Below are 23,171 nucleotides of genomic sequence, written 5' to 3'. Positions count from 1 at the left end.
ATTATAAAATCATTAAGGGGTGAAAGAATTAAATGGCGGCATGGATGATGATATTAGCATTAACGTTTTCATCAAGTATCGATAACTTAGGGGTAGGAATTTCTTATGGGATTCGCAACATACGAATTAGCCATTTTTCTAATCTTATCATTTCGGTTATTTGCTTTTTGTTTAGTGTGGCCGGGATTTATTTTGGATTATGGCTTTCAAAAATTTTGCCTGGGATTATGCCAGTAGTCATTGGTTCTTTCTTATTAGTTGTCATTGGTCTTCGAATTGTATTATTAGCAATTCCGCGTAAGGTGGTAGTTGAAGGAGCGGAAGGTGAAGTAGCATCTACGGAAATAAATGGTTTAACGAAAAATATAGGTGAATCTGGAGGAATCGGATTTGTAGAATCTATCTTTCTTGGCATTGGTCTGTCTGCTAATGCATTAACGAACGGATTAGGTGCTGGTTTATTCGGTTTGAATCCGATAGCAATATGTGTTACTGCGGCAATTGGTAGTTTCATAACAGTTTGGGGCGGAGTTGCATTAGGGAGAAAGATAGCTCACGTTCGTATTGGGAAATTTACTTTAGGGCAATTTGGAACATTGATCAGCGGAACGTTACTATTAATTATTGCATTTGCTGCCTTTTTTTGATTGATTTATCCCACTATTTTTGGGCTGATAATCAGTGGGGTGAACAAAACCCCCACTGATTAAAGTCTCACTTTATAGAAAGAGAAAGGGATGATAGTTTTAACATCAGATGAATAGAAGGTGAGAGAAAGTGAGATTGCTTTATAAAAGGTTGAAGTACTCTGAACTTGAGGCGGAATTACAATTAGTAGAAAGTGTTTTAAGTTCAGGATATTTTATTTTATTAGATATATTCTTTTTGTCTTCGTTATTAACAGTGTTAACTTTTTCCTTGCACCATTCATTTCTAGCTGCATTTTTCATTTTTATTAGTTCTTATATTGCTTGTAGTTGCATATTTTTTTTATTGAGAAAATGGTTGCAATAAGTTGCACTATTAAACTTTGCAGAAGAAGCTGTCTTGAAAAATTTCGATTTTTTGAGATGGCTTTATTTTATGAGTTCGTAATATATGTTTGCAAAATGTAAACATATATTACGAACTCATACCTTGTAACTCGGCAAAAAAATTTGTTAATATAATTGTATAGAAGTTGTAGTTATATTGCGTGTGTCAACTATGATTATTCTCATGAATAGAGGGGAATGGAATATGTCTGAAGGAACTGAAAGAAGTAATCTTGGGTTGTTATTAAAAGAATTACTGAAGGAAAAGTCTTTGTCAATGCGAAAACTGAGTGCGCTTACTGGAATTGATACTGCTACTATTTCAATGATTATAAATGGGAAGCGAAAAGCAAATCCGAAGCATTTGCAAAAGTTTGCAGATTGCCTTGGTATTCCGATTGCAGATTTATTTGTGGCGGCAGGTTATTCTATTGAAACAAAGCAGGAAGAACAATCTGATATTCAAGTATCCATTAATAACATTGAACATTTACTTGAATCTTCACAGTTATATGATCAAAAGTTTAGTATCGCGAATGTAGAGCAACAATTGGCTAATTACGAACAATATTCGCAAACAGAAGAAGGGAAAGAAACGATTGAAAAGGGGTTTACTGAGAAGATTCTGAAGGTAAGTAGTATTGGACCATTTATTAATGATTTGAAAGAATTGTATGAGAGATTTACGAAAAAGAAGGGGACACCTGTAGAACTAGCTTTAATGGGAAGTGCTCTCATCTATTTTATTCTATCAGTCGATGTGATTCCGGATTACATTTTTCCTATCGGTTATTTAGATGATGCTGTTGCTGTGCAACTTGTTTTAAATTTGTTATTGAAAAGATAAGATACTTATATGAATAGATAGATAAAGATATTTATATACCAATAGTTTGGATTATTTGTGTTGTTATGAATATACGAAAAAGGTGTACCCCGTGTTAGAACGGAGTACACCTTTTTCGTATGTTTGTAAGTTTTAGTTCACAGATCTTTCTGTATACTCATAAGCCTTCTCCCCATGCATCGAAATATCAAGCCCCATTTGTTCTTCGTGGTCATCGACGCGAACAGGAAGGAAGAAGTTAATAGTCTTAATAATGGCGTACGTCATTATGATTGTGAATGCATATGTCGCTCCGATTGCTACAATTTGTTTGAAAAGAAGTGCGGCATTTCCATAAAATAATCCGTTAGCACCATCGCTATTTACAGTAGTAGTTGCAAATAGTCCAGTTGCAATACCGCCCCAAGTTCCTCCGATGCCGTGGCATCCAAATGCATCAAGTGTATCGTCGTACCCGAATTTGTTTTTTAAGAAGAAGACAGCGCCGAAACATAATATACCGCCAATCGCTCCGATAAGAAGGGCGAAGAAAGGTGTAACAAATCCGCAAGCTGGTGTAATTGCGACTAAACCAGAAACAACCCCGCAAGCAGCTCCCATCGCAGTCGGTTTTGATTGGAAGAACCATTCAGAAAGCATCCAAGTTAGAGCTGAAGCAGCAGCGGCTATATTTGTATTAATAAATGCAGTTAAAGCTACGTCATTTAAAGATAATGCACTACCGACGTTAAAACCGAACCAGCCGAACCAGAGTAAGCCTGCGCCTAACATTGTAAATGGTAAATGATGAGGAGAGGTACCGCTTATGTTTTTTCGTTTTCCAAGGAAAATAGCTAATACAAGACCAGCAACACCAGATGTGATATGAACGACATTACCGCCAGCGAAGTCTAACGCACCAAGTTCTCTTAGCCACCCGCCAACACCCCACACCCAATGAGCGACGGGATTGTAAACGATTGTTGTCCAAAGAAGGATAAAAATAAGAAAGGCAGAAAATCGCATTCTTTCGGCGAATGCACCTGAAATTAAAGCGGGAGTTAAAATGGCGAACATGAGTTGGAACATCATAAATAAATTGTGAGGAATAGTAGATGAGTAGTCTGGATTTGGTGAGTAGGTAACTCCGTTTAGACCGAACCAATCGAGATTGCCAATAAGTCCGTGCCAATCTGGTCCGAATGATAAAGAATAACCGATAACAATCCATTGAATCGAAACGATAGCCATTGCGCTATAACTATGCATTGTCGTGCTGAGTACGTTTTTACTGCGAACCATGCCCCCATAAAAAAGTGCCAATCCTGGTGTCATCAACATGACCATTACTGTCGTTACAAACATAAAAACTGTATCTCCCGTATTCATTCTCTCTCCTCCTATTGTGTTAGAAAAAATAACATCGTCTTGTTATGTTTCATATCATATTCGAAAAAGAAATAAAAATCAACTAAAAATTCAGAAAACTTTTTGGGTGATGTTAGAAAATCTAACATCAATTATTTTAGAGGAATGAAATCAGCGTATGCGATTTGTTCTAATAATTGGTATAATATTCTTACAATTAGAAGTTTGGGGGATGCGTGTGAAAAAAATATGGACTAAGGAACTATTCATTTGTTTTTGTTTAGCTATTATTTTGTTTGTACCAATACATACTTTTGCGGAAGAAAAAAGAGAATGGCGAGATGAAGTTATATATTCCATTATGATCGATCGTTTTAATAATGGAGAGCCAAAAAATGATAAGCAATTGGATGTTGGAAATTTAGAAGCGTACCAGGGTGGAGATATACGAGGGATTATAAAAAGATTGGATTACATAAAAGAAATGGGTTTTACTACTATTATGCTTTCACCGCTTTTTGAAAGTGAAAAGTATGATGGATTAGGCGTTCGAAATTTTCAAAAAGTAAATGAACATTTCGGAACAGAAAATGATGTGAAAGAGCTTGTAAATGAGGCTCACCAAAAAGGAATGAAAGTTGTCTTTCAATTTCTATATGAAGAAAATGAACAACAATTAATAGAATCGATGAAATGGTGGATAAAAGAAGTTGATTTAGACGGAAGTTATGTGATACATAGTGAAAAAAAGCCACGTGCTTTTTGGGATGATGTACAAAAAGATTTGCAGACAATAAAGAAAGATTTTCGTATTATGACAAAGGGAGAGAATGAGTACTATAAAAAAATAGTAGAGTCATTTTCAAAAGCAGATATGTCTGTGAAACCTTTATATGATGTGAGCGGAAAAGAAGGGGAATTCACTACGTTTTTAGATAATCAAGAAACAAAGCGATTTGCACGTATTGCAAAAGAAAATATGTATTACCCGCCGTCCCGTTTAAAACTAGCGCTCACTTACTTATATACATCCCCGGGGATACCGAATTTTTATTACGGAACTGAAATCGCATTAGATGGAGGAGATGCTCCAGATAATAGACGATTAATGGATTTCAAATCGGATGAAAAGTTCATGCAACACATAACGAAGCTAGGTGAACTTAGACAAACGAGACCATCTTTACGACGCGGTACGTTTGAACTTCTATATGATAAAGATGGAATGAGTATATTAAAACGAAAGTATAAAGACGAAGTAACACTAGTAGCGATTAATAATACGAAAGAAACACAAAAAGTTTCCTTGCCTGTAAGTACAATTGGTGAAAAACAAGAGCTAAGAGGATTGTTAGAAGACGAAATTATAAGAGAAGAAAACGGAAATTTTTATCTCGTTTTAAAGCGTGAGGAATCGAATGTTTATAAAGTTAGCGGAGAAACAGGTGTGAATTGGTTATTTATCTCTTTAATCGTCGGTGTGAACGTGTTATTTATTGCGTTTTTAATTGCGGTTAAAAAGAAGCGTAGATAAGGTCATAATTTAGATAGAAAAGAAAAACTCCTCTCATTAGAGGAGTTTTTCTTTTTAGCGATAGTTAATGAACTGTACGTCGATTGGTAAGTCAACGCTGCGAACGGCTGCGATTACTGCTTGTAAGTCATCACGGCTTTTCGCTGTTACGCGTACTTGGTCATCTTGAACTTGTGTTTTCACTTTTAATTTCATTTCTTTAATGATGTTGTTGATTTTTTTCGCGTTATCTTTATCGATACCTTGTTGCAGAGTTGCACGTTGGCGAACAGTGTTACCAGATGCAGCTTCAACTTTTCCGTAGTCCAAGTTTTTGATTGGAACGTTACGTTTTACAAGTTTAGCAATTAGAACGTCTTTTACTTGGTCTAATTTAAACTCGTCATCAGAAGTTAAAACAAGTACTTCCTTTTCTAATTTAATATCACTTTTACTACCTTTAAAGTCATATCGGTTTTGGATTTCCTTTAATGCGATGTTAATTGCGTTTGTTACTTCAGGTAATTCTACTTTCGAAACGATGTCAAAAGAACTCTCTTTTGCCATAGTTAGCACCTCCAAATAAATTTCTATCTTTTAATGCACCTAAATAGGCTATGTAATATACATATTAAAGTATAACGGAAAATACATCGATTAGATAGAGTGTTGCAACTTAAGTGTTTTGACGGATCATCCGTAGGGTAATATAGTCCTATAGATAAAGTCTTTATTTAATTATAGTGAATTTTGGGCAGTTGGACAAATAAAGGAAAAATCGTGTTATAATTAACTTTTGTTTGGAATGATAAAAAAGATAACTTTATATATATAGAAGGGAATTAAAAAATATGTATTTGCAATTAGGATCGATTGAACAGGTAACTGTTTTACGCGAAACGGAAATCGGATATATGGTTGGAAACGAAGAGGAAGAAATCTTCCTACATAAAAACGAATTAGCTGGAGAAATTGCAGAAGGCGATACGATTGATGTATTCTTATACCTTGATCACCAAAATCGTATTTCAGCAACAATGAAGGAACCAATTATTACAACACATGATTGGAATTGGGTAAAGGTTGTAGAAGTTATTCCTAGTTTAGGTGTGTTTGTTGATATTGGTGTATCAAAAGATATACTAATTCCACTTGATGAGTTTCCAATTTATATGCCAGTATGGCCTCAAGAAGGCGACGAATTATATTGTACGTTAAAATTAACGAATCGTGATCGTTTAATTGCTCTTCCGGCAAGAGACAGTGATATGCAAGAAATTATCGTAGATGCAACGCCATCTATGCGTAATAAAAACGTAAATGGACGTGTGTATCGTTCACTTCAAGTTGGTTCATTCATACTAACTGACGAGCATTTCCGTGCTTTCTTACACCATACAGAAAGAAAAGAACAAGTCCGCATCGGTGAGCGCGTAACAGGTCGTATTATTGACGTGAAAGATGACGGTACAATCAACATTTCACTTCTTCCTCGTAAAGAAGAAGGAATGGAAGATGATGCTGCAGTAGTTTATGAATATATGGAAGAACGAGGCGGAGCAATGCCGTTTTGGGATAAGAGCCACCCAGAAGACATTAAAGAACGTTTCAACATGAGTAAAGCTGCATTTAAGCGTGCACTTGGTAAACTGATGAAAGAAGAGAAGATTTACCAAGAAGAAGGCTGGACTTACTTTAAGAAATAAAGTGGACTAAAAAGAACTATCTTTTCTCTAAAATTATTAGGGAAGAGATAGTTCTTTTTGCGTTTAGCAAAAATTGAGAGGGGAGTAAGAGAATCGTTGGAAGAGGAATATTTTAAAGAATATAGAAAGGATAGATAGTTATATCTATATGAAAGAGAAGTTGAATTTATTTTTAATGGAAAAGAAAAGAGAAGAGGTGTGTAAATGAAATATTATAACGCTGGATACCTCATAATTTCCTACGATAGGGAACTTATCTATAAAGAATGCAATATTGAGGGGCTGTCACAAACGATTTTAACGATATGTAATGGGATTCGGCCTACATTTCCGGATTATTGGTTTTTTCCTTGGTGTAATTCAAATGAAAATGACCCTATTGCTCAGATGATAAATGCAAGATTGAAGATTAGTAAAGAGGGGCATGAAAGTGGACAATCTTTTTTAGATACATTAATGCGAGAAAAAAAGTTCGCATGGCCGAATACTTTTAAATCTTTAAAGGATGCGCGATTTTTTAAGCGAAATTATTTAAAGGGGATAGAAAATCTGGAGATTATTAGTTTGTATCTTTCAGAAGAGTATCGGACGAATTTTTTAATGAATGAGCGAGAAGAAAATGACTTTGAAGTTTCTATATATGATTTTCTCGAAAGTGCATTACCTGCTGATGTTGAAAACGATGAAATATTAGGATTTGATATATGTGGTTTTAGTAACAATAATTTTTATTCTTTTATTCATAATAATTTACAAGAGGATTTTGGCAAGAAATTAAATGATTTATCACTTGTTGATAAGTATGAAGATGCAAAGCGGATTATCGGTTTGATTGATGATGGGGAAATTGAGGCGGAAGAGGTATTGTGGTATGCGTGGTTAATTTTGAAATGCGTATAATCTGTTAAAGAAAGAGGTATAAGCATCGGATTAAAAGGGAGGCATTATAGTGCAAGAAAATGTACTAGAACAATTAATAAAACGTCTTTCCGTATTATCGTCCAAAAAAGAATGTGAAATATTAGCGGTGGATTTAAATGATATATATGAGAGTAGTAAAAGCTTTGAAAAAATGCTTGAAAATATGATGCACTCTCAGCAGTCTAAAGAAGGCTTAATAGATGCGTTAATTGAAGTAGAGATAGAGTTAGATCATATAAATTGGCATTATAAAAGCTTGAAGAAAAAATTGAAAATATTGATGAAAGATTAAAAAGCACGACCTTATTTGAACAAATAAGATCGTGCTTTATTTTAGTTCTCTTTCCCGAAAAGATGAGAAAATGTATCTTTTAAGTCACTGTCATTTATTTTAATATTCGCCTTTTTTAATTCATCTTGTAATAATTGTTGACCGAAGGAAGGATCGGCAATACGTTCTTCTTCTAAGTCTTTACGTATAGAGTCTTTCACTTTATCGTAAGGTTCTAAATCTTTTTTATCAGTTAGTTTAATAATGTGATAGCCGTTTGCTGATTTAACGGGATCGCTAATTTGCCCAACCTTTAATTTATAGGCAGCTTTTTCGAATTCAGGTGTCATTTTTCCTGCCCTGAAGTACCCGAGGTCTCCGCCATTATCTTTTGATATTACATCTTGAGATTCTTGTTTTGCTAACTCTTCAAATGAAGCGCCGGTATCCAATTTTTTCTTTATTTCTTTTGCTTCATTTTCGTCACTTACTAAAATGTGACTAGCTTTAATTTCTGGTTTATAGTGGTCTTTTACATCTTTTTCTGTAACGCTTTGTTTAATCGCTTCATTCAATGCGAGTTTGAATCTAATTTGATCTTTGAAATCTTCTTCATCTTTTAAACGATTATTTTCTAGTGCTGCTTTGAATTGGTCTCCATATTGATTTTTTGCTTTTTCTACTTCTTTATCTACTGCATCATCAGATACTTTATATTTTTTAGTGATAACATCTTGTGCTACCATTTCATATAGCATGTCTTTTCCATAGCGATCTTTTAATTGCTTTTCGAAATCGCTCTTCGTAATGGTTGAGTTGGTTGTTGTGGCGATTGTGGCCGAGTCATTTTTTTGTCCGCAAGCAGATAGCATTATTATACTTATTAGTGCAGTGATAATGAATATACTTTTTCCTTTCATGCTAACACCTCATCCGAATATGTTATCGCTATTGTAGAATATAGAAGTGAACATGAAGTGAATTTTTAATGTTTTTTTTCTGTAAAATGTAAAAAAAGTACATCAACATTAATGTTGATGTACGATGTAATCAAAGGTGATCGGTTTTCTTAGAATATGCACGTTTTCCTTGCTGAATATTTTTTTGCTCTTGTTCATTTTTTTGAGTGCGCTTTGCATTATTATCGCGTGCTTTTTTGTCGTTATCGCTCGTATGTGGCATATGTATCAACTCCATTTCTAAACGTTGTATGTTTATCATTTCCTTTTTCGTAAAGACTATGTATAGCGGTGCATTCATGAATACTAAAGGTGGATTAGAAATGGATTTGAAGCTGAATTATACGGAACTTATTAAGAAGTTAGTCGTTGTGATTATTGCAGGTTTATTAAATGCGATTGGGATGAATTTATTTTTAACGCCAGCTAAAGTATATGCGAGTGGCTTTGCTGGATTATCTCAATTATTATCACAAATGTTAGGTGACTTTTTATCTATTCACATATCTACGGGTGTATTGTTTAGTTTATTTAATATTCCTGTCGTTATTTTAGCATGGAAAAAGGTTGGGAAGGCTTTTACATTTTTTAGTTTTCTTTGCGTTGTATTTATGACTTTGTTTTTAGAAATTATCCCAGTTAGAGCGGTTTCGAACGATATCATATTGAATGCGATTTTTGGTGGTATTATTTCAGCGATTGGGGTAGGGATTGCTTTAAAGTGGGGTGCTTCTACAGGGGGCCTAGATATTATCGCCATGATTTTATCTAAAATAAAAGATAAGCCTGTCGGTACGTATTTTTTCTTCTTTAATGCACTTATCATTATCGCTGCTGGCTACGTATATGGATGGGAAAAGGCATTATATACTTTAGTCACTTTGTATGTATCAACGAGAATTATTGATGCGATTCATACCCGTCACGTGAAGATTACGGCACTAATTGTTACAAAGAACGGGGGAGATGTGAGAAAAGCGATTCACTCTCGTTTAGTGAGAGGGATTACAACTATACCAGCAACAGGTGCTTATACAAATGAAAATAAAGAAATGTTAATGATTGTTATTACTCGTTACGAGTTGTACGAATTAGAGAGGGTTATCAAACAGGTGGACCCAGGTGCATTTACAAATATACTGCAAACGGTCGGTGTGTTTGGATTGTTTAGAAAAGATTAAAGAGGACCAAAGCTGGTCCTCTTTTTTAATGCGAATTCGTAATGTTTTGCAATTGCTCCTGCATTTCACGTAGCTGAACTTTTTCAGCAGTTGAAGAGTTTGCATAAGCAGAGTGCAAAGAGTTTTTTGCTCTATAAACGAGTTCCTGTTGTTCAGCGCCACTTGAACAAGAAACGGCACTTGCAACAGCGTCTCTAGCTTGTTGGAATAGTAAGTTCCCCATTTAAACCCCTCCAAATGAAGAGTTACTTCTCGCTTTTTCTGCCTCAGCTAATGTACCTCTGTACGGGAATCTTGCATCATGCTTCATAACAGCATCGGCTCCTTGCTGGATAAAACGTTTTGATTTGTTCTTTTTACCCATTCGAAAAACCCCCTTTATTTAGCTGAAAACAATTGACGCGCTGACTTTTGCGTCTAATAATAGTATGAGCGTTTGGCGAGAAACTATAAGCAGGGAATTTTTAGATTACAACCCAAGAACCTCTTCTAAATATAGAGCGATCCCATCTTCTTCATTCGTTAATGTTGTATGATTTGCGAGTGATTTCAGCTCAGGAATTGCATTACCCATAGCGATGCCATGACCAGCAAATTCGATCATTTCAAAGTCGTTATCTTCATCACCAAAAGCGATAATTCGCTCTTTAGGAATATTGTAATGACCTGAAATTTTTTGTAATCCGACAGCTTTATTTAATCCGCTTTTTACAATTTCAATAATTGGCCAAGGTGCCCCCCATTTTCTATGATCGATGACTTCAGCGTGCATATCTGTTAAATGCTGGCGAATGGCAGCGGAATGCTCGTCATGTGCATCGATTAATAAGCAAGTTGGATGGTCGTTTAAAATATTTAATAAATCTCCTGTGAAAATCTTTGGAGAACCGAATTCGAAAATATGTTTTTTATCTTCATCAATTTCACGGACATACACATCATCCATGACTTCAGCATAGACATTTTTCACGCCGAAATCAAAGCAAGCTCGGACGATTTCTTGCGCTGTTGAAAGTTCAAGAGGAGAGTGATGTGTTCCCCAACTTGAATCAAGTGGGTGATGCACGTAAGCGCCGTTAAAGTTTACGATTGGTGTGTTAAGGCTAAGTTCTTTATAATAATCGTAACTAGCGCGGAATGGACGCCCTGTTGAAATAACAACAATATGTCCTTGTTCTTTTGCTTTTGCAATTGTGTTTTTAGTTCTTGGAGAAATTATTTTGTTGTCTGTTAATAAAGTTCCGTCTAAGTCTAATGCGATTAAATGTTGTTTATTCATAATTTCACCTCTTATAATAATTTTTTTGTTTCTATCTGTATTTCCGTTTTTAATATGCAGAAATAAGAGGTTAGACTGGGTGAAACTACTGTAAATGAAAGTTTCACTATATATCCATCTTACGTCGCGAAGCGCTGTGGTGTCTACTATTTCTCATTGGAAATTAGGAAAAGTCAACATCTTTTTAGAAAGTTCAAACAATGTTTCTTTCATTATGTATAATTTGTGAAAGGGGTTACATTGTTTGAACGATGCGACTTATAATGAACATGTAATCTTCTCGTATATGTTTGACTCTCCTTTGAAACTGGCCTAAAGTAGGTTGGTTTCTTTTTTTTCAACAAATATGTCAATAATTCCTGCTTAAGCTTGTGTAATTATATATATGTGCATGAGTAAACGGTAGTACTTGTTTCCTAAACATGACAGAAAAGCTTTCTTTTAAAATGGATATACTAATGAGGCAAGACGTCATGGAAGGAGAATGGAAATGGGACAAAATCGCAGGTTTCGTTCAGGGCAAAAAGCGCCAAATGATGGCATTTATGTAGAAATTGGTGAAACGGGAAGTATGGTGAAAGATCCACAAATGGTGAAATTAACTGCCGGGGATAGGTTCCCAGAGAACACAAATCATAACCGTCAGTGGACATATAAAAGAAAACCGTAACAGAAGCCGCAATCGTTATTGCGGCTTTTTTGCTTAGAAAAATGAATGTTACTTTTTGCATTTTCCAATAATAAGTTTGAAATACATAAGCAAAATTATTGTATAAAAAAGTCAGTTGGCGTATAATCAAATCAAAGGTCAAAGAAAGTCAAACATTTGGAGGACGGTAAAGATGGACTTAAATCAAATGACAACGAAAACACAGGAAGCGATTATGAGTGCTCAGTCTTTAGCGGTATCTCATCATCATCAAGAAGTAGATACTGTTCATCTATTGCTTACGTTATTAGAGCAGCAAGACGGATTGGCAGTACGTATTTTTCAAAAAATGAATGTCGATATAGAAGCGTTAAAGCAAGGCGCCGAAAGTTTAATTAAGAAAAAGCCTTCTGTAACTGGAAGCGGGGCAGAGGCTGGGAAATTATATGTAACCGGTGCTTTGCAACAACTGCTTGTAAGAGCAGGGAAAGAAGCAGAGAAATTGCAGGATGATTACATTTCAATCGAACATGTATTGCTTGCTTTTTCTGAAGAGAAAGGCGATATAAATCAATTATTTACGAGATTTCATATTACGAAAGATAACTTATTACAGTCTTTAATGACAGTTCGGGGGAATCAGAGAGTGACTAGTCAAAATCCAGAAGCAACTTATGAAGCGTTAGAAAAATATGGACGTGATTTAGTGGCTGAAGTGAGAGCAGGGAAAATTGATCCTGTAATTGGCCGAGATAGTGAGATTCGCCGCGTGATCCGCATTCTTTCACGCAAAACGAAAAACAACCCTGTTTTAATTGGTGAGCCAGGTGTTGGTAAAACAGCAATCGTTGAAGGATTAGCGCAACGTATTGTGAAAAAGGATGTCCCAGAAGGATTAAAAGATAGAACAATCTTCGCTTTAGATATGAGTGCACTTGTGGCCGGAGCAAAATTCCGCGGTGAGTTTGAAGAGCGTCTGCAAGCTGTATTAAATGAAATTAAAAAGAGTGAAGGGCGTATTTTATTATTCATTGATGAACTTCATACAATCGTCGGTGCTGGTAAAACAGAAGGAGCGATGGATGCAGGGAATATGTTAAAACCGATGCTAGCTCGTGGTGAACTGCATTGTATCGGGGCAACGACGCTCGATGAATATCGTAAATATATCGAGAAAGATCCAGCGTTAGAAAGACGTTTCCAACAAGTATTAGCAGAAGAGCCAACTGTTGAGGATACAATTTCAATTTTACGTGGTTTAAAAGAGCGTTTTGAGATTTATCACGGTGTAAATATTCATGACCGTGCAATTGTAGCGGCATCGGTTTTATCAGATCGATATATTTCAGATCGTTTCTTACCCGATAAAGCAATTGACCTTGTCGATGAAGCCTGTGCAACAATCCGAACAGAAATTGATTCTATGCCAACAGAATTAGATGAAGTAACGCGTCGTATTATGCAATTAGAAATTGAAGAAGCTGCCCTTGGGAAAGAAAAGGACTTTGGTAGCCAAGAACGCCTAAAAACATTACAACGTGAATTATCGGACTTAAAAGAAGTTGCAAGCGGTATGAGAGCGAAATGGGAGAAGGAAAAAGAAGACATTCACAAAGTTCGTGACTTACGTGAACATTTAGAACGCTTGCGCCGTGAGTTAGAAGAAGCAGAAGGCAATTACGATTTAAACAAAGCGGCTGAACTTCGCCACGGAAAAATTCCAGCTATCGAAAAAGAGTTAAAAGAATCGGAAGAAATGGGTGCGCATAATAAACAAGAAAATCGCTTATTACGTGAGGAAGTAAGTGAAGAAGAAATTGCAGATATTGTTTCACGCTGGACTGGTATTCCTGTCGCAAAACTCGTTGAAGGTGAACGTGAGAAATTATTACGTCTAGAACAAATTTTATCAGAGCGTGTTATCGGTCAAGAGGAAGCGGTAAGCCTTGTATCAGATGCAGTACTTCGTGCTCGCGCTGGAATTAAAGATCCGAATCGTCCAATTGGTTCATTTATTTTCTTAGGACCTACAGGTGTTGGTAAAACTGAGCTTGCAAAAACGTTAGCACAAACGTTATTTGACAGTGAAGAGCAAATGATTCGTATCGATATGTCTGAGTACATGGAAAAACACGCAGTGTCACGCTTAATTGGTGCGCCTCCTGGATATGTGGGATATGAAGAGGGCGGACAATTAACAGAAGCAGTAAGACGTAAACCGTATTCTGTTATTTTGTTAGACGAAATCGAAAAGGCGCATCCAGAAGTATTCAACATTTTATTACAAATGTTAGACGATGGACGCATTACAGATTCACAAGGACGTACAGTAGACTTTAAAAATACGGTTATTATTATGACTTCAAATATTGGATCTGCTCACTTATTAGAAGGGCTAGAAGAAGATGGCTCTATTAAAGAAGAGTCAAGAGAACTTGTAATGGGACAATTAAGAGGACATTTCCGACCAGAATTCTTAAACCGTGTCGATGAAATTATTTTATTCAAACCTCTTACAAGGAATGAAATTAAAGGTATTGTTGATAAGATTGTACAAGAATTACAAGGGCGTTTAGCAGATCGCCACATTACAGTAGAATTAACGGAATCTGCAAAAGAATTTGTTGTAGAAGCTGGATTCGATCCGATGTACGGAGCTCGTCCCTTAAAACGATACGTACAACGTCAGGTGGAAACGAGATTAGCGAGAGAATTAATTGCAGGAACGATTACTGATAATAGTCACGTAGTTATTGATGTAGCAAATAATGAGTTAGTCGTTCATGTGCAATAAAAATAAAAAAAGAGTTCGGATAAAATCCGGACTCTTTTTTTAGTGTTGTTCTACTGGCTCGTTTGGAATCGTAGCTGAAATCGCTAGTACTAATACAGCAAGAACAACTGAGAAAATAGACGCTTGGTTAAAATCGTATGTACCGCCAGTCATAGAACCGATTACATAGCTCATCATATGTACAAGCGCGAACGACCAAATTAATGCCCAAATGAAACGCATATTTTACACCTCTATTCGTTCAATCTGTCCTTATTGTAACACAATTGAAAAAAGAATATAGAAAAATATTTGTAGATTTTTCAACGCAAATTTGCATTCTGTTCATACATTATAAAAGAGTACTTTTATACGTTTAGAAAATAAGGCGGGGGAAAAATGAGTATTACGGAACGTTTTTTTTACTTAGAAAAAGAACCATGTGTAATTTATTTACCGGAAAAGCCAAATGGATTTTCTGTTATGCTCCTAGGAGATTATAACTATTTTATTGAGAATGGTACAAGTTTATGGACACAGCATGCGGGAAAATCTTATTTTTTACATGGCCTTATTGAGGAAGGCTACACGGTCTTTTCTTCTAATTTATATGGAAGACACTGGGGGAATGACCAATCTGTTCGCCTAGCGAAACGTTTATATGATGTTGTTTTGAGAAAAGAGACATTAAATACGAAAATGCACATTATGGCAGATGGTATGGGTGCGCTTGTAGCGCTTGAAATGATGAACAAATACCCTGAAAGTATACGTTCTGTCATTATGTTAAATCCGTGTTTAGATTTGCCAGAATATGTGGAGTTCGAAAAAGAGCATAAGTTTTTTTACAAAAGATTAGTGAAGGAATTAAGTTTGGCGTATGATTCCAAAGAAGAAGAATTAGAATCAAAAATAAATAAGAAATCATTTACGCTTCTTCCGTCTTGTGTACCCGTTAAAATTTTCGTATCAACACAAGAAAAAAGAGGAAGAAAACAATTGTTACGTAAATACGAGAAAATGAGGCAATTAAATCAATGCGATACTTCTGTCTTATTCCATCTCCAAGATGTGAAATATAAAATGGTTAGACAAACGACGGATTTCTTTAAAAAATATGAAGAAGAATTGTGAAGCTCCCATATACATAAATGAGGAGCTATTTGTTTCAAGGGGAAAGGGTTGGTGGTATGAAACGCGTGCTAATTGTGGGTGCACTTACGTTTGTAGGTTATCACCTTGTGAATAAAATGATTGCAGAAGAAGTAGAAGTATATGGTCTTGATTTTGATGAATTTGATAGTATGACAAAAATTAATGAAGAGAAATTATTGTTGATTGGGCGAAATGCGTTATTTACGTACTATTCCATAAGGGATGAAGACGGATGGCGATCGGTAGAGGAAGAGAGTTTCGATACAGTTTATTTTTGTTTGTATGAGCCGAATCAGCAAAGTGGCTTTCGGAATGAAAGAGTCATATTACAATATTTAAAACGAATCGTAAGAATGTGTGAAAAAAATAAAGTAAAGTTAAATCTAATTTCTTCTATTGAAATAGGAAGCGCTGAAGAATCCGAAAACAAACGCCTGTTTTCGAAAGTGGAAGAAGGATTGAAAAAAGGAGAATTACAATATAGTGCATATCGAGTTCCTACAGTATATGGGCCATGGCAACCGTCGTTTATGATGTATCATCAGCTCATTTTATCAGAACTCGATGAAAAAGAGTGCCATTGTATAAGTGGAGAAAAAGGAAGGGATTTACTTTACGTTGAAGATGTATGTGAATACTTATGGGAAAATGGAATGAATGTAAAGCACCTCGGTATATATAATTTACTTAGTGGAAAAGAAGCATTATGGGAAAAAGGTATGAGCCTTTTACATGCAGATGGTAAGGTAAACAAAAAAGATGAGCATATAAGAAATGAAGCGGTAGAGATTGTTTCTCTTAAAAGAAATACGCCGTTAGAATTTGGTTTAAATAAACAATTGGCACATATGAAAAAATATAAAGAGTTATACGAAGGGTAGTGCACGTGTTACACTATTGTATGGACTATAAATTTAAATTTTTATTGGAGAGGAAGAGCATATATGAACGAAAAAAGCATGCAATTTTTACAAATCGCAATGAAGCATTTACCAGAAGCTAAGGCAATTTTAGATGATAATGGAATTGCACTTGATATGGAGAAAGCACAGCCTGTGTTAGAGCTATTGATGAAAGTAATGAGCGAAGCATATGAGCTTGGGAAAGCTGATAAAGAATAAAAAAACCTTCTTTTTTGAGAGGGAAAGAGGCTCAAGCCGTATGTAGAAGCGGTAAGGGCCTTTTTTTGTTTCGAGCGAGGTAAGGCCAGAGCGGTGATGAGGAGAAGGTCTTAGTTTTGAAGGGGAACTGATAAAGAATTAACCCGTCTTTTGGAGGGGAGGAGGCTCAAGCTGTGAGTAGAAGCGGTAAGGGCCTTTTTGTTTTGAGCGAAGTAAGGATAAGGTGATGGAATAATTTGTATTTCGAAATGGCAGGGATTTTTCTGTTTCTTTTAATGAAAAATAAAGTTGGTAATACGCCGTCTTTATTTTTTAGCTGAAATATATTCTAGACAAAAGTACATTTATGTTTTAAAATTAGTACCAAGTCATAATAATTGATATAAAACGGAGGGCTGCGATGTGAACGTGGGCATTTTAGGGATCGGAAGATATGTGCCAGAAAAAGTAGTCACAAATCACGATTTAGAGAAAATCGTAGATACATCTGATGAATGGATTCGTACGAGAACGGGAATTGCAGAAAGACGCATTGCCGATGATACAATAGATACTTCATATATGGCGGTAGAGGCTTCTAAAAAAGCACTTGAAGATGCAGGAATTAGCGGAGAGGATATCGATCTTATTTTAGTCGCAACAGTAACGCCGGATCGCGCATTCCCAGCAGTAGCTTGTGTAATCCAGGAAGCAATTGGCGCAAAACATGCAGCTGCAATGGATTTAAGTGCAGCGTGTGCTGGCTTTATGTACGGAATGATTACAGCGCAGCAATTTATTCAAACGGGAACTTATAAAAATGTATTAGTAGTTGGTAGTGACAAACTATCCAAAATTGTAGATTGGAATGACCGAAATACAGCAGTACTATTTGGGGACGGAGCAGGTGCTATCGTAATGGGAGCTGTTTCGGAAGGAAAAGGTGTACTTTCATTCGAATTAGGAGCGGACGGAAGTGGTGGTAAGCATCTTTATCAAGACGAGTATGTTATGATGAATGGCAGAGAAGTCTTTAAATTTGCCGTTCGTCAACTTGGTGATTCTTGTCTTCGTGTGTTAGAAAAAGCAGGACTTACGAAAGAGGATGTGGACTTCTTAGTACCACATCAAGCGAATATTCGTATTATGGAATCTGCAAGAGAGAGATTAAATTTACCGAAAGAAAAAATGAGTATGACAATTGAAAAGTTCGGTAATACATCAGCCTCTTCAATTCCAATTGCGATGGTAGAGGAATTGCAAAATGGACGTATTCAAGACGGTGATTTAATTATACTTGTTGGTTTTGGCGGCGGATTAACATGGGGAGCAGTCGCTCTTCGTTGGGGTAAATAAGGACTGAGAGAAAAAAAGGAGTGTATTTTGTATGGAAAAAAAGAGGGTCGTAATTACAGGATTAGGAGCTGTTACACCGATCGGAACAGATGTTGAAACAGCGTGGGAAAACATTAAAAAGGGTGTATCTGGAATCGGACGACTTACAAGAATTGATCCAGAAATGTTTCCAGCAAAAGTAGCAGCAGAAATTAACGACTTTGAAGTCGAGAAATATATTGATAAAAAAGAAGCGCGCCGTATGGATCGCTTTACACAATATGCAGTAGCAGCAGCGAAAATGGCAGTTGCGGATGCGAACCTTGAAATTACAGAAGAAAACGGACCCCGAATTGGTGTGTGGATTGGTTCTGGTATTGGCGGTATGGAAACATACGAAGAACAATTTAAGATTTTTACTGAAAAAGGTCCGCGCCGCGTGAGTCCATTCTTCGTACCAATGATGATTCCAGATATGGCAGCAGGTCAAGTATCAATCGCTACAGGAGCAAAAGGAATTAACACTTGTTCTGTAACGGCTTGTGCATCTGGTGCAAACTCAATTGGTGATGCATTTAAAGCAATTCAGCGTGGTGATGCTGATGCGATGATAACGGGCGGAGCAGAAGCACCGTTAACAAGTATGGCATTTGCTGGATTTAGTTCAGCGAAAGCATTAACATTTAATGAAGATCCAGCGACGGCTTGCCGTCCGTTCGATAAAAACCGTAGCGGTTTCGTAATGGGTGAAGGATCAGGAATTCTTATTCTTGAAGAATTAGAGCACGCGTTAGCACGTGGTGCCCATATTTATGCGGAAATTGCTGGTTATGGTGCAACGGGTGATGCGTTCCATATTACAATGCCTGCTCCTGGCGGTGAAGGCGGAGTGCGTGCAATGCGTCAAGCTTTAGCTGATGCAGGTCTAGAGCCAGAAGATATTGATTACATTAATGCGCATGGTACAAGTACAGATGCGAATGAAAAGTATGAAACGATGGCAATTAAAGAAACTTTCGGCGAGCATGCATATAAAGTAGCGATTAGCTCAACGAAATCAATGACAGGTCACTTATTAGGAGCAGCGGGTGCTGTTGAGGCGATCTTCTCTATTAAAACAATTACAGACGGAGTGATTCCTCCGACAATTAACTATGAAACGCCAGATCCAGATTGTGATTTAGATTACGTACCAAATAAAGCGAGACATCAAGAAGTAAACGCGGTATTAAGTAATTCATTAGGATTCGGTGGTCATAACGCAGTATTAGTATTTAAATCGTATAAATAATAGATGAAATAAGGTGTTTTTTCGTAACAAACTACGAAAAAACACCTTATTTATTTTTACGCTCTTTCCTTTTTTCGCATATACATAAAAAAAGGAGGGATGAAGATGGGGGTTGTTGATACGGCAAAATGGCTACACCTGTATTATGGACGCCCAGAAAAACTTTGTGAGAAATTTACAAAGTATATTCCATTGCCAAAAGAGAGGTTGTATCGCTTTTTAATCTCTAGAGGTATGTATCGCCCGGTAATGCGGGGTGAGCAGGAAATTAAAGAATTAGAGAAAAAAGAAATTTGGAAAGAACTTAGCATGGAGTATGAAAAATTAAAAAGTTGGCTAAAAGGTCCAGATGTTCCTATCTTTATTTTATTATCAGATTCATATAATCGAACGGTACAAGAAGAGTATAACGGGAAGGCTGGTTTATCTATGCGTCACGTTATTTTCTTATTCGTATGTGGACGTAATTCAGTAGAGGAACTAAAAGCTTTATTAACGCATGAATATCACCATATATGTAGATTGCATCAAATTGAGACGAAAGAAAAAGAGTATACATTACTTGATACGATGATTATGGAAGGCTTAGCTGAGCAAGCTGTATATGAAAGGTATACAGAAAAAAGATGCGCACCGTGGACTACTTACATTTCAAAAGAAGATGCTATTTATTATTGGAGAAATTCAATACAAGAACGAATAGATGTAAAGAGAGGTACGAGGGAGCATGATGTTTTATTAAATGGACTGCACCCGTATCCGAAAATGCTTGGCTATGCACTTGGATTCCATATTGTAAAAGATTGCGTAGCTTTTGAAGGAGAAGATACACTTTCTTTATTATCTATAGATGCGAAAGAAATATTGAATAAAGCAAATACATTTCACGTTTCGTAAAAAAACAGGAGAGCTATCTCTTGTTTTTTTATATATTATAGAAGAAAAAATAATAATTAGAATATATTTCCTCAAGTGGAATAAAGTTAAGCAAAAATGAACATAATGATTGGTACAAACAGTAGTGAAGTGAGGGGTAGAGAATGTTATATCTACATGATGTATGGGTAAATTGGTTTGAAGGTGAAGAGAATGGGTATAACGTTTGTCATTTTTACGAGTGGCGGAAAGATGATACGATTGAGCTATTAGATCAAGTGCCATTATTAAAAGTAGATTCCACATTATATCATTACATCGAGAACGAATTGTTAGAGCTTCCGCAAAAGTTATTGGAAGACGTACATCATAAGGCTTATATTCGTAAAAATCACGAACGTTTGCAACAAGAATATTGTTTTGTAGTTACAGATGGAAAAGGAATTATTGCGATTGATTCAATCGGCTATAATGTGCCAATTAGAAAAAGTAGGCTTATACCTCGTCAAGAGCAGATGGTATATGAGATGGTAGAAAATGTGCAAGCAGAAAAGTATGAGTTCCAGGTAGAAGAAATTGAAAAAGAACATCATATTTTATCACCATCGCCTTTCATTATGAATGGCTTGACTCGTAAAGAAAGACAGCTAAAACAATTATTATTTATGGCGTTAGATCAATTACATACAACGAAAAATCCAGCTGAAATTCGCTACTGGTTCACAGAGTGGGATCCATCAGCATACGGAATGGTTCAACATATGGAATTTGAAGATATTTGGGCTAAACTTTATGATGAAGCGAAAACTGGATGGTCTGAGAAACACGAACAATTATGTGAGCGTCTTGTAAAAGGACAGCCGTTTTTTGAAAAGCTATGGGAAATGGAAAATGAGCAGAAGGTAAATTAAAAAAACCGCCGATTGGCGGTTTTTTTTTTTGGAGTTGGCAAGAATGTTCGGTGGCTTCGCGCCTTCCTGCGAGGCAAGAAGCGCCTCTGCGTCAGGAGCTCCATCCCCCTCACATTCTAAGCGAGCCGCCTCCGCTTTATAAGTTACCTACGTTTTCTGCTTAGTCCCATTGCGTTTTCTACTTTGCGTAGTTGTTTGAATGCGACGCGGTTTGCTTTTTCTGCACCTTTGTCTAGAATTTCGTCTAGTTCTGGGGAGCTGATTAGTTCGTTATATTTGTCTTGGATTGGGCGAACTGCTTCTACGACTACTTGCGCTAGGTCGCCTTTGAAGTCGCCGTATCCTTTTCCTTCGTACATTGCTTCTATTTCTTCAACTGTTTTTCCAGAGAATGAAGAATAGATTGTTAATAAGTTAGAGATACCAGGTTTATTTTCTTTATCGAATTTCACGATACCTTCAGAGTCAGTTACAGCACTTTTAATTTTCTTTTCAATTGTTTTCGGTTCATCAAGCATACTGATCATTGATTTTGGATTTGGATCAGATTTACTCATTTTTTTCGTAGGTTCTGTTAATGACATAACGCGAGCTCCTACTTTTGGAATGCGAATTTCAGGAACTGTGAACACTTCACGGAAACGTTTGTTGAAACGCTCTGCTAGATCACGTGTTAATTCCATATGTTGTTTTTGATCATCACCAACAGGTACGATTTCAGTGTTGTAAAGTAAAATATCAGCAGCCATTAATGGTGGATACGTAAGTAATCCAGCCGGAACTGAATCTCTACCAGAAGCTTTATCTTTATATTGTGTCATACGCTCCAATTCTCCAACGTAAGCAACTGATTGCATGATCCATCCTAGTTGAGCGTGTGCGGGTACTTCTGACTGTACAAATAAAGTAGCTTTTTCAGGATCGATGCCGCATGCAACATATAGTGCAGCAAGACTGCGGATGTTTTTACGAAGTTGTACGGGATCTTGAGGTACTGTAATCGCATGTTGGTTTACAATGCAGAAATAACAGTCGTGTTCGTTTTGAAGCTCTGTAAATTGCTTCATAGCTCCTAAATAGTTACCAAGTGTAATTGTTCCACTTGGCTGAATACCAGAAAAGATAACTGACATAAGTAATTCCTCCTAAATTTGAATGTGTGATAGGGAAGAGAAGGCATACAAAAAAGCCCATTCATCCCAAATTACATAGGGACGAATGGACCGCGGTACCACCCTAATTATTTCACCATTGTGAAATCTCTCAGATCCATAATAACGTCTGGATATAACGCCAAAGCCTACTACTCACGGTTCGGTTTGGTGCTCAAAAGCCCATTCCATATTGCACAATTACTTGTTCACACCAGCCACAAGCTCTCTGAAATTGCCTCAATATGTACTCTTCTTTATCATCGCATACATATAAATTTATTTATTGTTAACTGAGCCCTTTTAATATGAAAGAACTAAAGTTTTATAACAAAATGTTTTGCTGATTATTATATCATATGGAATAGTGTTTGCAAACTACATCAAAATAGTAAAGCTAATGAGAGTCGAGAACAGACCAAGTACGATACCAGTAATACAAATCGGATACGTCCATTTGAATGAATATGTTTTATAAATACGTTCTTTTTTATCGGTAGGTTCCTCTGCTTCTTCAATTAAAGAGTCAATTTTTTTGTTCGTACCAAATACTCTTTGGAATGCGTAAATTGTTACGTTAAAAAATCCATTTTGAAATATGTATAAAAAACCACCTATAAGAATAAAAACCAATGAGATATAGAATGAGATGTTGACAAAATTCAACAAAAACCGAGATGAAACGAGGAATGCGCCAACACTAGAAGCGATTATCGCTACGAAAAATAGTATACAAGTATGAAAAAAAACTTTATTCAAAATATTCCCCTCCGTCAAAATATTACTAGAATTATTATACTATAAAAGTTATAATAAGTAATATAAATAATTTTTTGAAAATTATATGCAATTAAAGTGTTAATTGCAAGATG

At 36.2% G+C, this 23,171-nt stretch carries 27 protein-coding genes and 1 other annotated feature; of the genes, 17 read left to right on the top strand and 10 right to left on the bottom strand.

Going from position 1 to position 23,171, the window contains the following annotated elements; all coding sequences use genetic code 11:
- Positions 1-32: 32 nt before the first annotated feature.
- The 3 genes from ytaF (at position 33) to ACP6L7_RS06815 (ending at position 1,881) form a co-directional block, all read left to right on the top strand.
- Positions 33-647 carry a sporulation membrane protein YtaF gene (ytaF, locus tag ACP6L7_RS06825; protein WP_097830015.1) on the top strand — a complete coding sequence of 205 codons (615 nt, stop codon included), beginning with the start codon at positions 33-35 and terminating at the stop codon, positions 645-647.
- Positions 648-777: 130 nt separating this feature from the next.
- Positions 778-1,014 (top strand): hypothetical protein, encoded by a 237-nt coding sequence (locus tag ACP6L7_RS06820; protein WP_002170809.1) that lies wholly within the window; start codon positions 778-780, stop codon positions 1,012-1,014.
- A 225-nt stretch (positions 1,015-1,239) separates the two neighbouring features.
- Positions 1,240-1,881, top strand: coding sequence for a helix-turn-helix domain-containing protein (locus tag ACP6L7_RS06815; RefSeq protein ID WP_097830016.1), 642 nt, complete (start codon positions 1,240-1,242; stop codon positions 1,879-1,881).
- A 132-nt stretch (positions 1,882-2,013) separates the two neighbouring features.
- Here ACP6L7_RS06815 and ACP6L7_RS06810 read toward each other — a convergent pair whose 3' ends face one another.
- Positions 2,014-3,249, bottom strand: a complete 1,236-nt coding sequence (locus ACP6L7_RS06810; protein ID WP_097830017.1) for an ammonium transporter — start codon at positions 3,247-3,249, stop codon at positions 2,014-2,016.
- Positions 3,250-3,406: 157 nt separating this feature from the next.
- Between ACP6L7_RS06810 and ACP6L7_RS06805 the strand changes: the two genes are divergently transcribed.
- The gene (locus tag ACP6L7_RS06805) at positions 3,407-4,762 is read left to right on the top strand and encodes an alpha-amylase family glycosyl hydrolase (RefSeq protein WP_141533309.1); all 1,356 of its coding nucleotides are present in this window, start codon (positions 3,407-3,409) and stop codon (positions 4,760-4,762) included.
- Positions 4,763-4,816: 54 nt separating this feature from the next.
- Here ACP6L7_RS06805 and ACP6L7_RS06800 read toward each other — a convergent pair whose 3' ends face one another.
- Positions 4,817-5,308, bottom strand: coding sequence for a YajQ family cyclic di-GMP-binding protein (locus tag ACP6L7_RS06800; RefSeq protein ID WP_001051113.1), 492 nt, complete (start codon positions 5,306-5,308; stop codon positions 4,817-4,819).
- A 284-nt stretch (positions 5,309-5,592) separates the two neighbouring features.
- Here ACP6L7_RS06800 and ACP6L7_RS06795 point away from each other — a divergent pair, with 284 nt between their 5' ends.
- The 3 genes from ACP6L7_RS06795 (at position 5,593) to ACP6L7_RS06785 (ending at position 7,660) form a co-directional block, all read left to right on the top strand.
- Positions 5,593-6,447, top strand: a complete 855-nt coding sequence (locus ACP6L7_RS06795; protein ID WP_097830018.1) for a CvfB family protein — start codon at positions 5,593-5,595, stop codon at positions 6,445-6,447.
- Positions 6,448-6,651: 204 nt separating this feature from the next.
- Entirely contained in the window at positions 6,652-7,347 is a 696-nt protein-coding gene (locus tag ACP6L7_RS06790) for a hypothetical protein (protein WP_097830019.1), read from the top strand.
- A 49-nt stretch (positions 7,348-7,396) separates the two neighbouring features.
- Positions 7,397-7,660, top strand: coding sequence for a hypothetical protein (locus ACP6L7_RS06785; protein ID WP_141533310.1), 264 nt, complete (start codon positions 7,397-7,399; stop codon positions 7,658-7,660).
- A gap of 41 nt (positions 7,661-7,701) precedes the next feature.
- On the opposite strand, the gene prsA is transcribed toward ACP6L7_RS06785, so the two are convergent.
- Positions 7,702-8,559 (bottom strand): peptidylprolyl isomerase PrsA, encoded by an 858-nt coding sequence (gene prsA / locus ACP6L7_RS06780; protein ID WP_097830021.1) that lies wholly within the window; start codon positions 8,557-8,559, stop codon positions 7,702-7,704.
- Between the two features lie 130 nt (positions 8,560-8,689).
- Positions 8,690-8,821 carry a DUF3941 domain-containing protein gene (locus ACP6L7_RS06775; RefSeq protein ID WP_001120851.1) on the bottom strand — a complete coding sequence of 44 codons (132 nt, stop codon included), beginning with the start codon at positions 8,819-8,821 and terminating at the stop codon, positions 8,690-8,692.
- A gap of 100 nt (positions 8,822-8,921) precedes the next feature.
- Here ACP6L7_RS06775 and ACP6L7_RS06770 point away from each other — a divergent pair, with 100 nt between their 5' ends.
- Entirely contained in the window at positions 8,922-9,779 is an 858-nt protein-coding gene (locus ACP6L7_RS06770) for a YitT family protein (RefSeq protein WP_097830022.1), read from the top strand.
- A 25-nt stretch (positions 9,780-9,804) separates the two neighbouring features.
- Here ACP6L7_RS06770 and ACP6L7_RS06765 read toward each other — a convergent pair whose 3' ends face one another.
- From ACP6L7_RS06765 to ACP6L7_RS06755, 3 genes are all read right to left on the bottom strand, one after another.
- A complete protein-coding gene (locus tag ACP6L7_RS06765; protein ID WP_000527405.1) occupies positions 9,805-10,002 on the bottom strand; it encodes a DUF3813 domain-containing protein in 198 nt (65 codons plus the stop codon).
- Positions 10,003-10,143: a hypothetical protein gene (locus ACP6L7_RS06760; protein ID WP_000516816.1), complete on the bottom strand. Its 141-nt coding sequence runs from the start codon at positions 10,141-10,143 to the stop codon at positions 10,003-10,005.
- A gap of 105 nt (positions 10,144-10,248) precedes the next feature.
- Positions 10,249-11,058, bottom strand: coding sequence for a Cof-type HAD-IIB family hydrolase (locus ACP6L7_RS06755; protein ID WP_001041222.1), 810 nt, complete (start codon positions 11,056-11,058; stop codon positions 10,249-10,251).
- 490 nt (positions 11,059-11,548) lie between these two features.
- On the opposite strand from ACP6L7_RS06755, the gene ACP6L7_RS06750 reads away from it, so the two are divergent.
- Positions 11,549-11,728, top strand: a complete 180-nt coding sequence (locus ACP6L7_RS06750) for a YjzC family protein (RefSeq protein ID WP_071744626.1) — start codon at positions 11,549-11,551, stop codon at positions 11,726-11,728.
- 172 nt (positions 11,729-11,900) lie between these two features.
- On the top strand, positions 11,901-14,501 hold the full coding sequence (clpB, locus tag ACP6L7_RS06745) for an ATP-dependent chaperone ClpB (protein ID WP_097830024.1): 2,601 nt from the start codon (positions 11,901-11,903) through the stop codon (positions 14,499-14,501).
- A 39-nt stretch (positions 14,502-14,540) separates the two neighbouring features.
- Here clpB and ACP6L7_RS06740 read toward each other — a convergent pair whose 3' ends face one another.
- Positions 14,541-14,723, bottom strand: coding sequence for a YjzD family protein (locus ACP6L7_RS06740; RefSeq protein WP_001211113.1), 183 nt, complete (start codon positions 14,721-14,723; stop codon positions 14,541-14,543).
- Positions 14,724-14,879: 156 nt separating this feature from the next.
- On the opposite strand from ACP6L7_RS06740, the gene ACP6L7_RS06735 reads away from it, so the two are divergent.
- From ACP6L7_RS06735 to ACP6L7_RS06705, 7 genes are all read left to right on the top strand, one after another.
- Positions 14,880-15,614 carry a lipase family protein gene (locus ACP6L7_RS06735; protein WP_097830025.1) on the top strand — a complete coding sequence of 245 codons (735 nt, stop codon included), beginning with the start codon at positions 14,880-14,882 and terminating at the stop codon, positions 15,612-15,614.
- A 29-nt stretch (positions 15,615-15,643) separates the two neighbouring features.
- The gene (locus tag ACP6L7_RS06730) at positions 15,644-16,516 is read left to right on the top strand and encodes an NAD-dependent epimerase/dehydratase family protein (RefSeq protein ID WP_141533311.1); all 873 of its coding nucleotides are present in this window, start codon (positions 15,644-15,646) and stop codon (positions 16,514-16,516) included.
- 63 nt (positions 16,517-16,579) lie between these two features.
- Positions 16,580-16,756, top strand: a complete 177-nt coding sequence (locus ACP6L7_RS06725) for a ComZ family protein (RefSeq protein ID WP_001003336.1) — start codon at positions 16,580-16,582, stop codon at positions 16,754-16,756.
- A gap of 402 nt (positions 16,757-17,158) precedes the next feature.
- Positions 17,159-18,091: a beta-ketoacyl-ACP synthase III gene (gene fabH, locus ACP6L7_RS06720; RefSeq protein WP_001100550.1), complete on the top strand. Its 933-nt coding sequence runs from the start codon at positions 17,159-17,161 to the stop codon at positions 18,089-18,091.
- A gap of 31 nt (positions 18,092-18,122) precedes the next feature.
- Positions 18,123-19,361 carry a beta-ketoacyl-ACP synthase II gene (gene fabF, locus ACP6L7_RS06715; RefSeq protein ID WP_071744630.1) on the top strand — a complete coding sequence of 413 codons (1,239 nt, stop codon included), beginning with the start codon at positions 18,123-18,125 and terminating at the stop codon, positions 19,359-19,361.
- 105 nt (positions 19,362-19,466) lie between these two features.
- Positions 19,467-20,258, top strand: coding sequence for a DUF2268 domain-containing putative Zn-dependent protease (locus tag ACP6L7_RS06710; protein ID WP_097830026.1), 792 nt, complete (start codon positions 19,467-19,469; stop codon positions 20,256-20,258).
- A 143-nt stretch (positions 20,259-20,401) separates the two neighbouring features.
- Positions 20,402-21,148, top strand: coding sequence for a YjbA family protein (locus ACP6L7_RS06705; RefSeq protein WP_000966130.1), 747 nt, complete (start codon positions 20,402-20,404; stop codon positions 21,146-21,148).
- A gap of 143 nt (positions 21,149-21,291) precedes the next feature.
- Here the strand turns inward: ACP6L7_RS06705 and trpS are convergent, their stop codons facing one another.
- Positions 21,292-22,281, bottom strand: a complete 990-nt coding sequence (trpS, locus tag ACP6L7_RS06700) for a tryptophan--tRNA ligase (RefSeq protein WP_097830027.1) — start codon at positions 22,279-22,281, stop codon at positions 21,292-21,294.
- Positions 22,282-22,355: 74 nt separating this feature from the next.
- Positions 22,356-22,572, bottom strand: a binding site (T-box leader).
- 105 nt (positions 22,573-22,677) lie between these two features.
- Positions 22,678-23,058: a DUF3899 domain-containing protein gene (locus ACP6L7_RS06695; protein ID WP_097830028.1), complete on the bottom strand. Its 381-nt coding sequence runs from the start codon at positions 23,056-23,058 to the stop codon at positions 22,678-22,680.
- Between the last annotated feature and the right edge of the window lie 113 nt (positions 23,059-23,171).

The organism is Bacillus silvicola (genome assembly GCF_050524305.1).
Lineage (GTDB): Bacteria > Bacillota > Bacilli > Bacillales > Bacillaceae_G > Bacillus_A > Bacillus_A cereus_AT.
The sequence above is the reverse complement of the archived record's forward strand: the minus strand, read 5'-3'. Positions and strand labels throughout refer to the sequence as shown.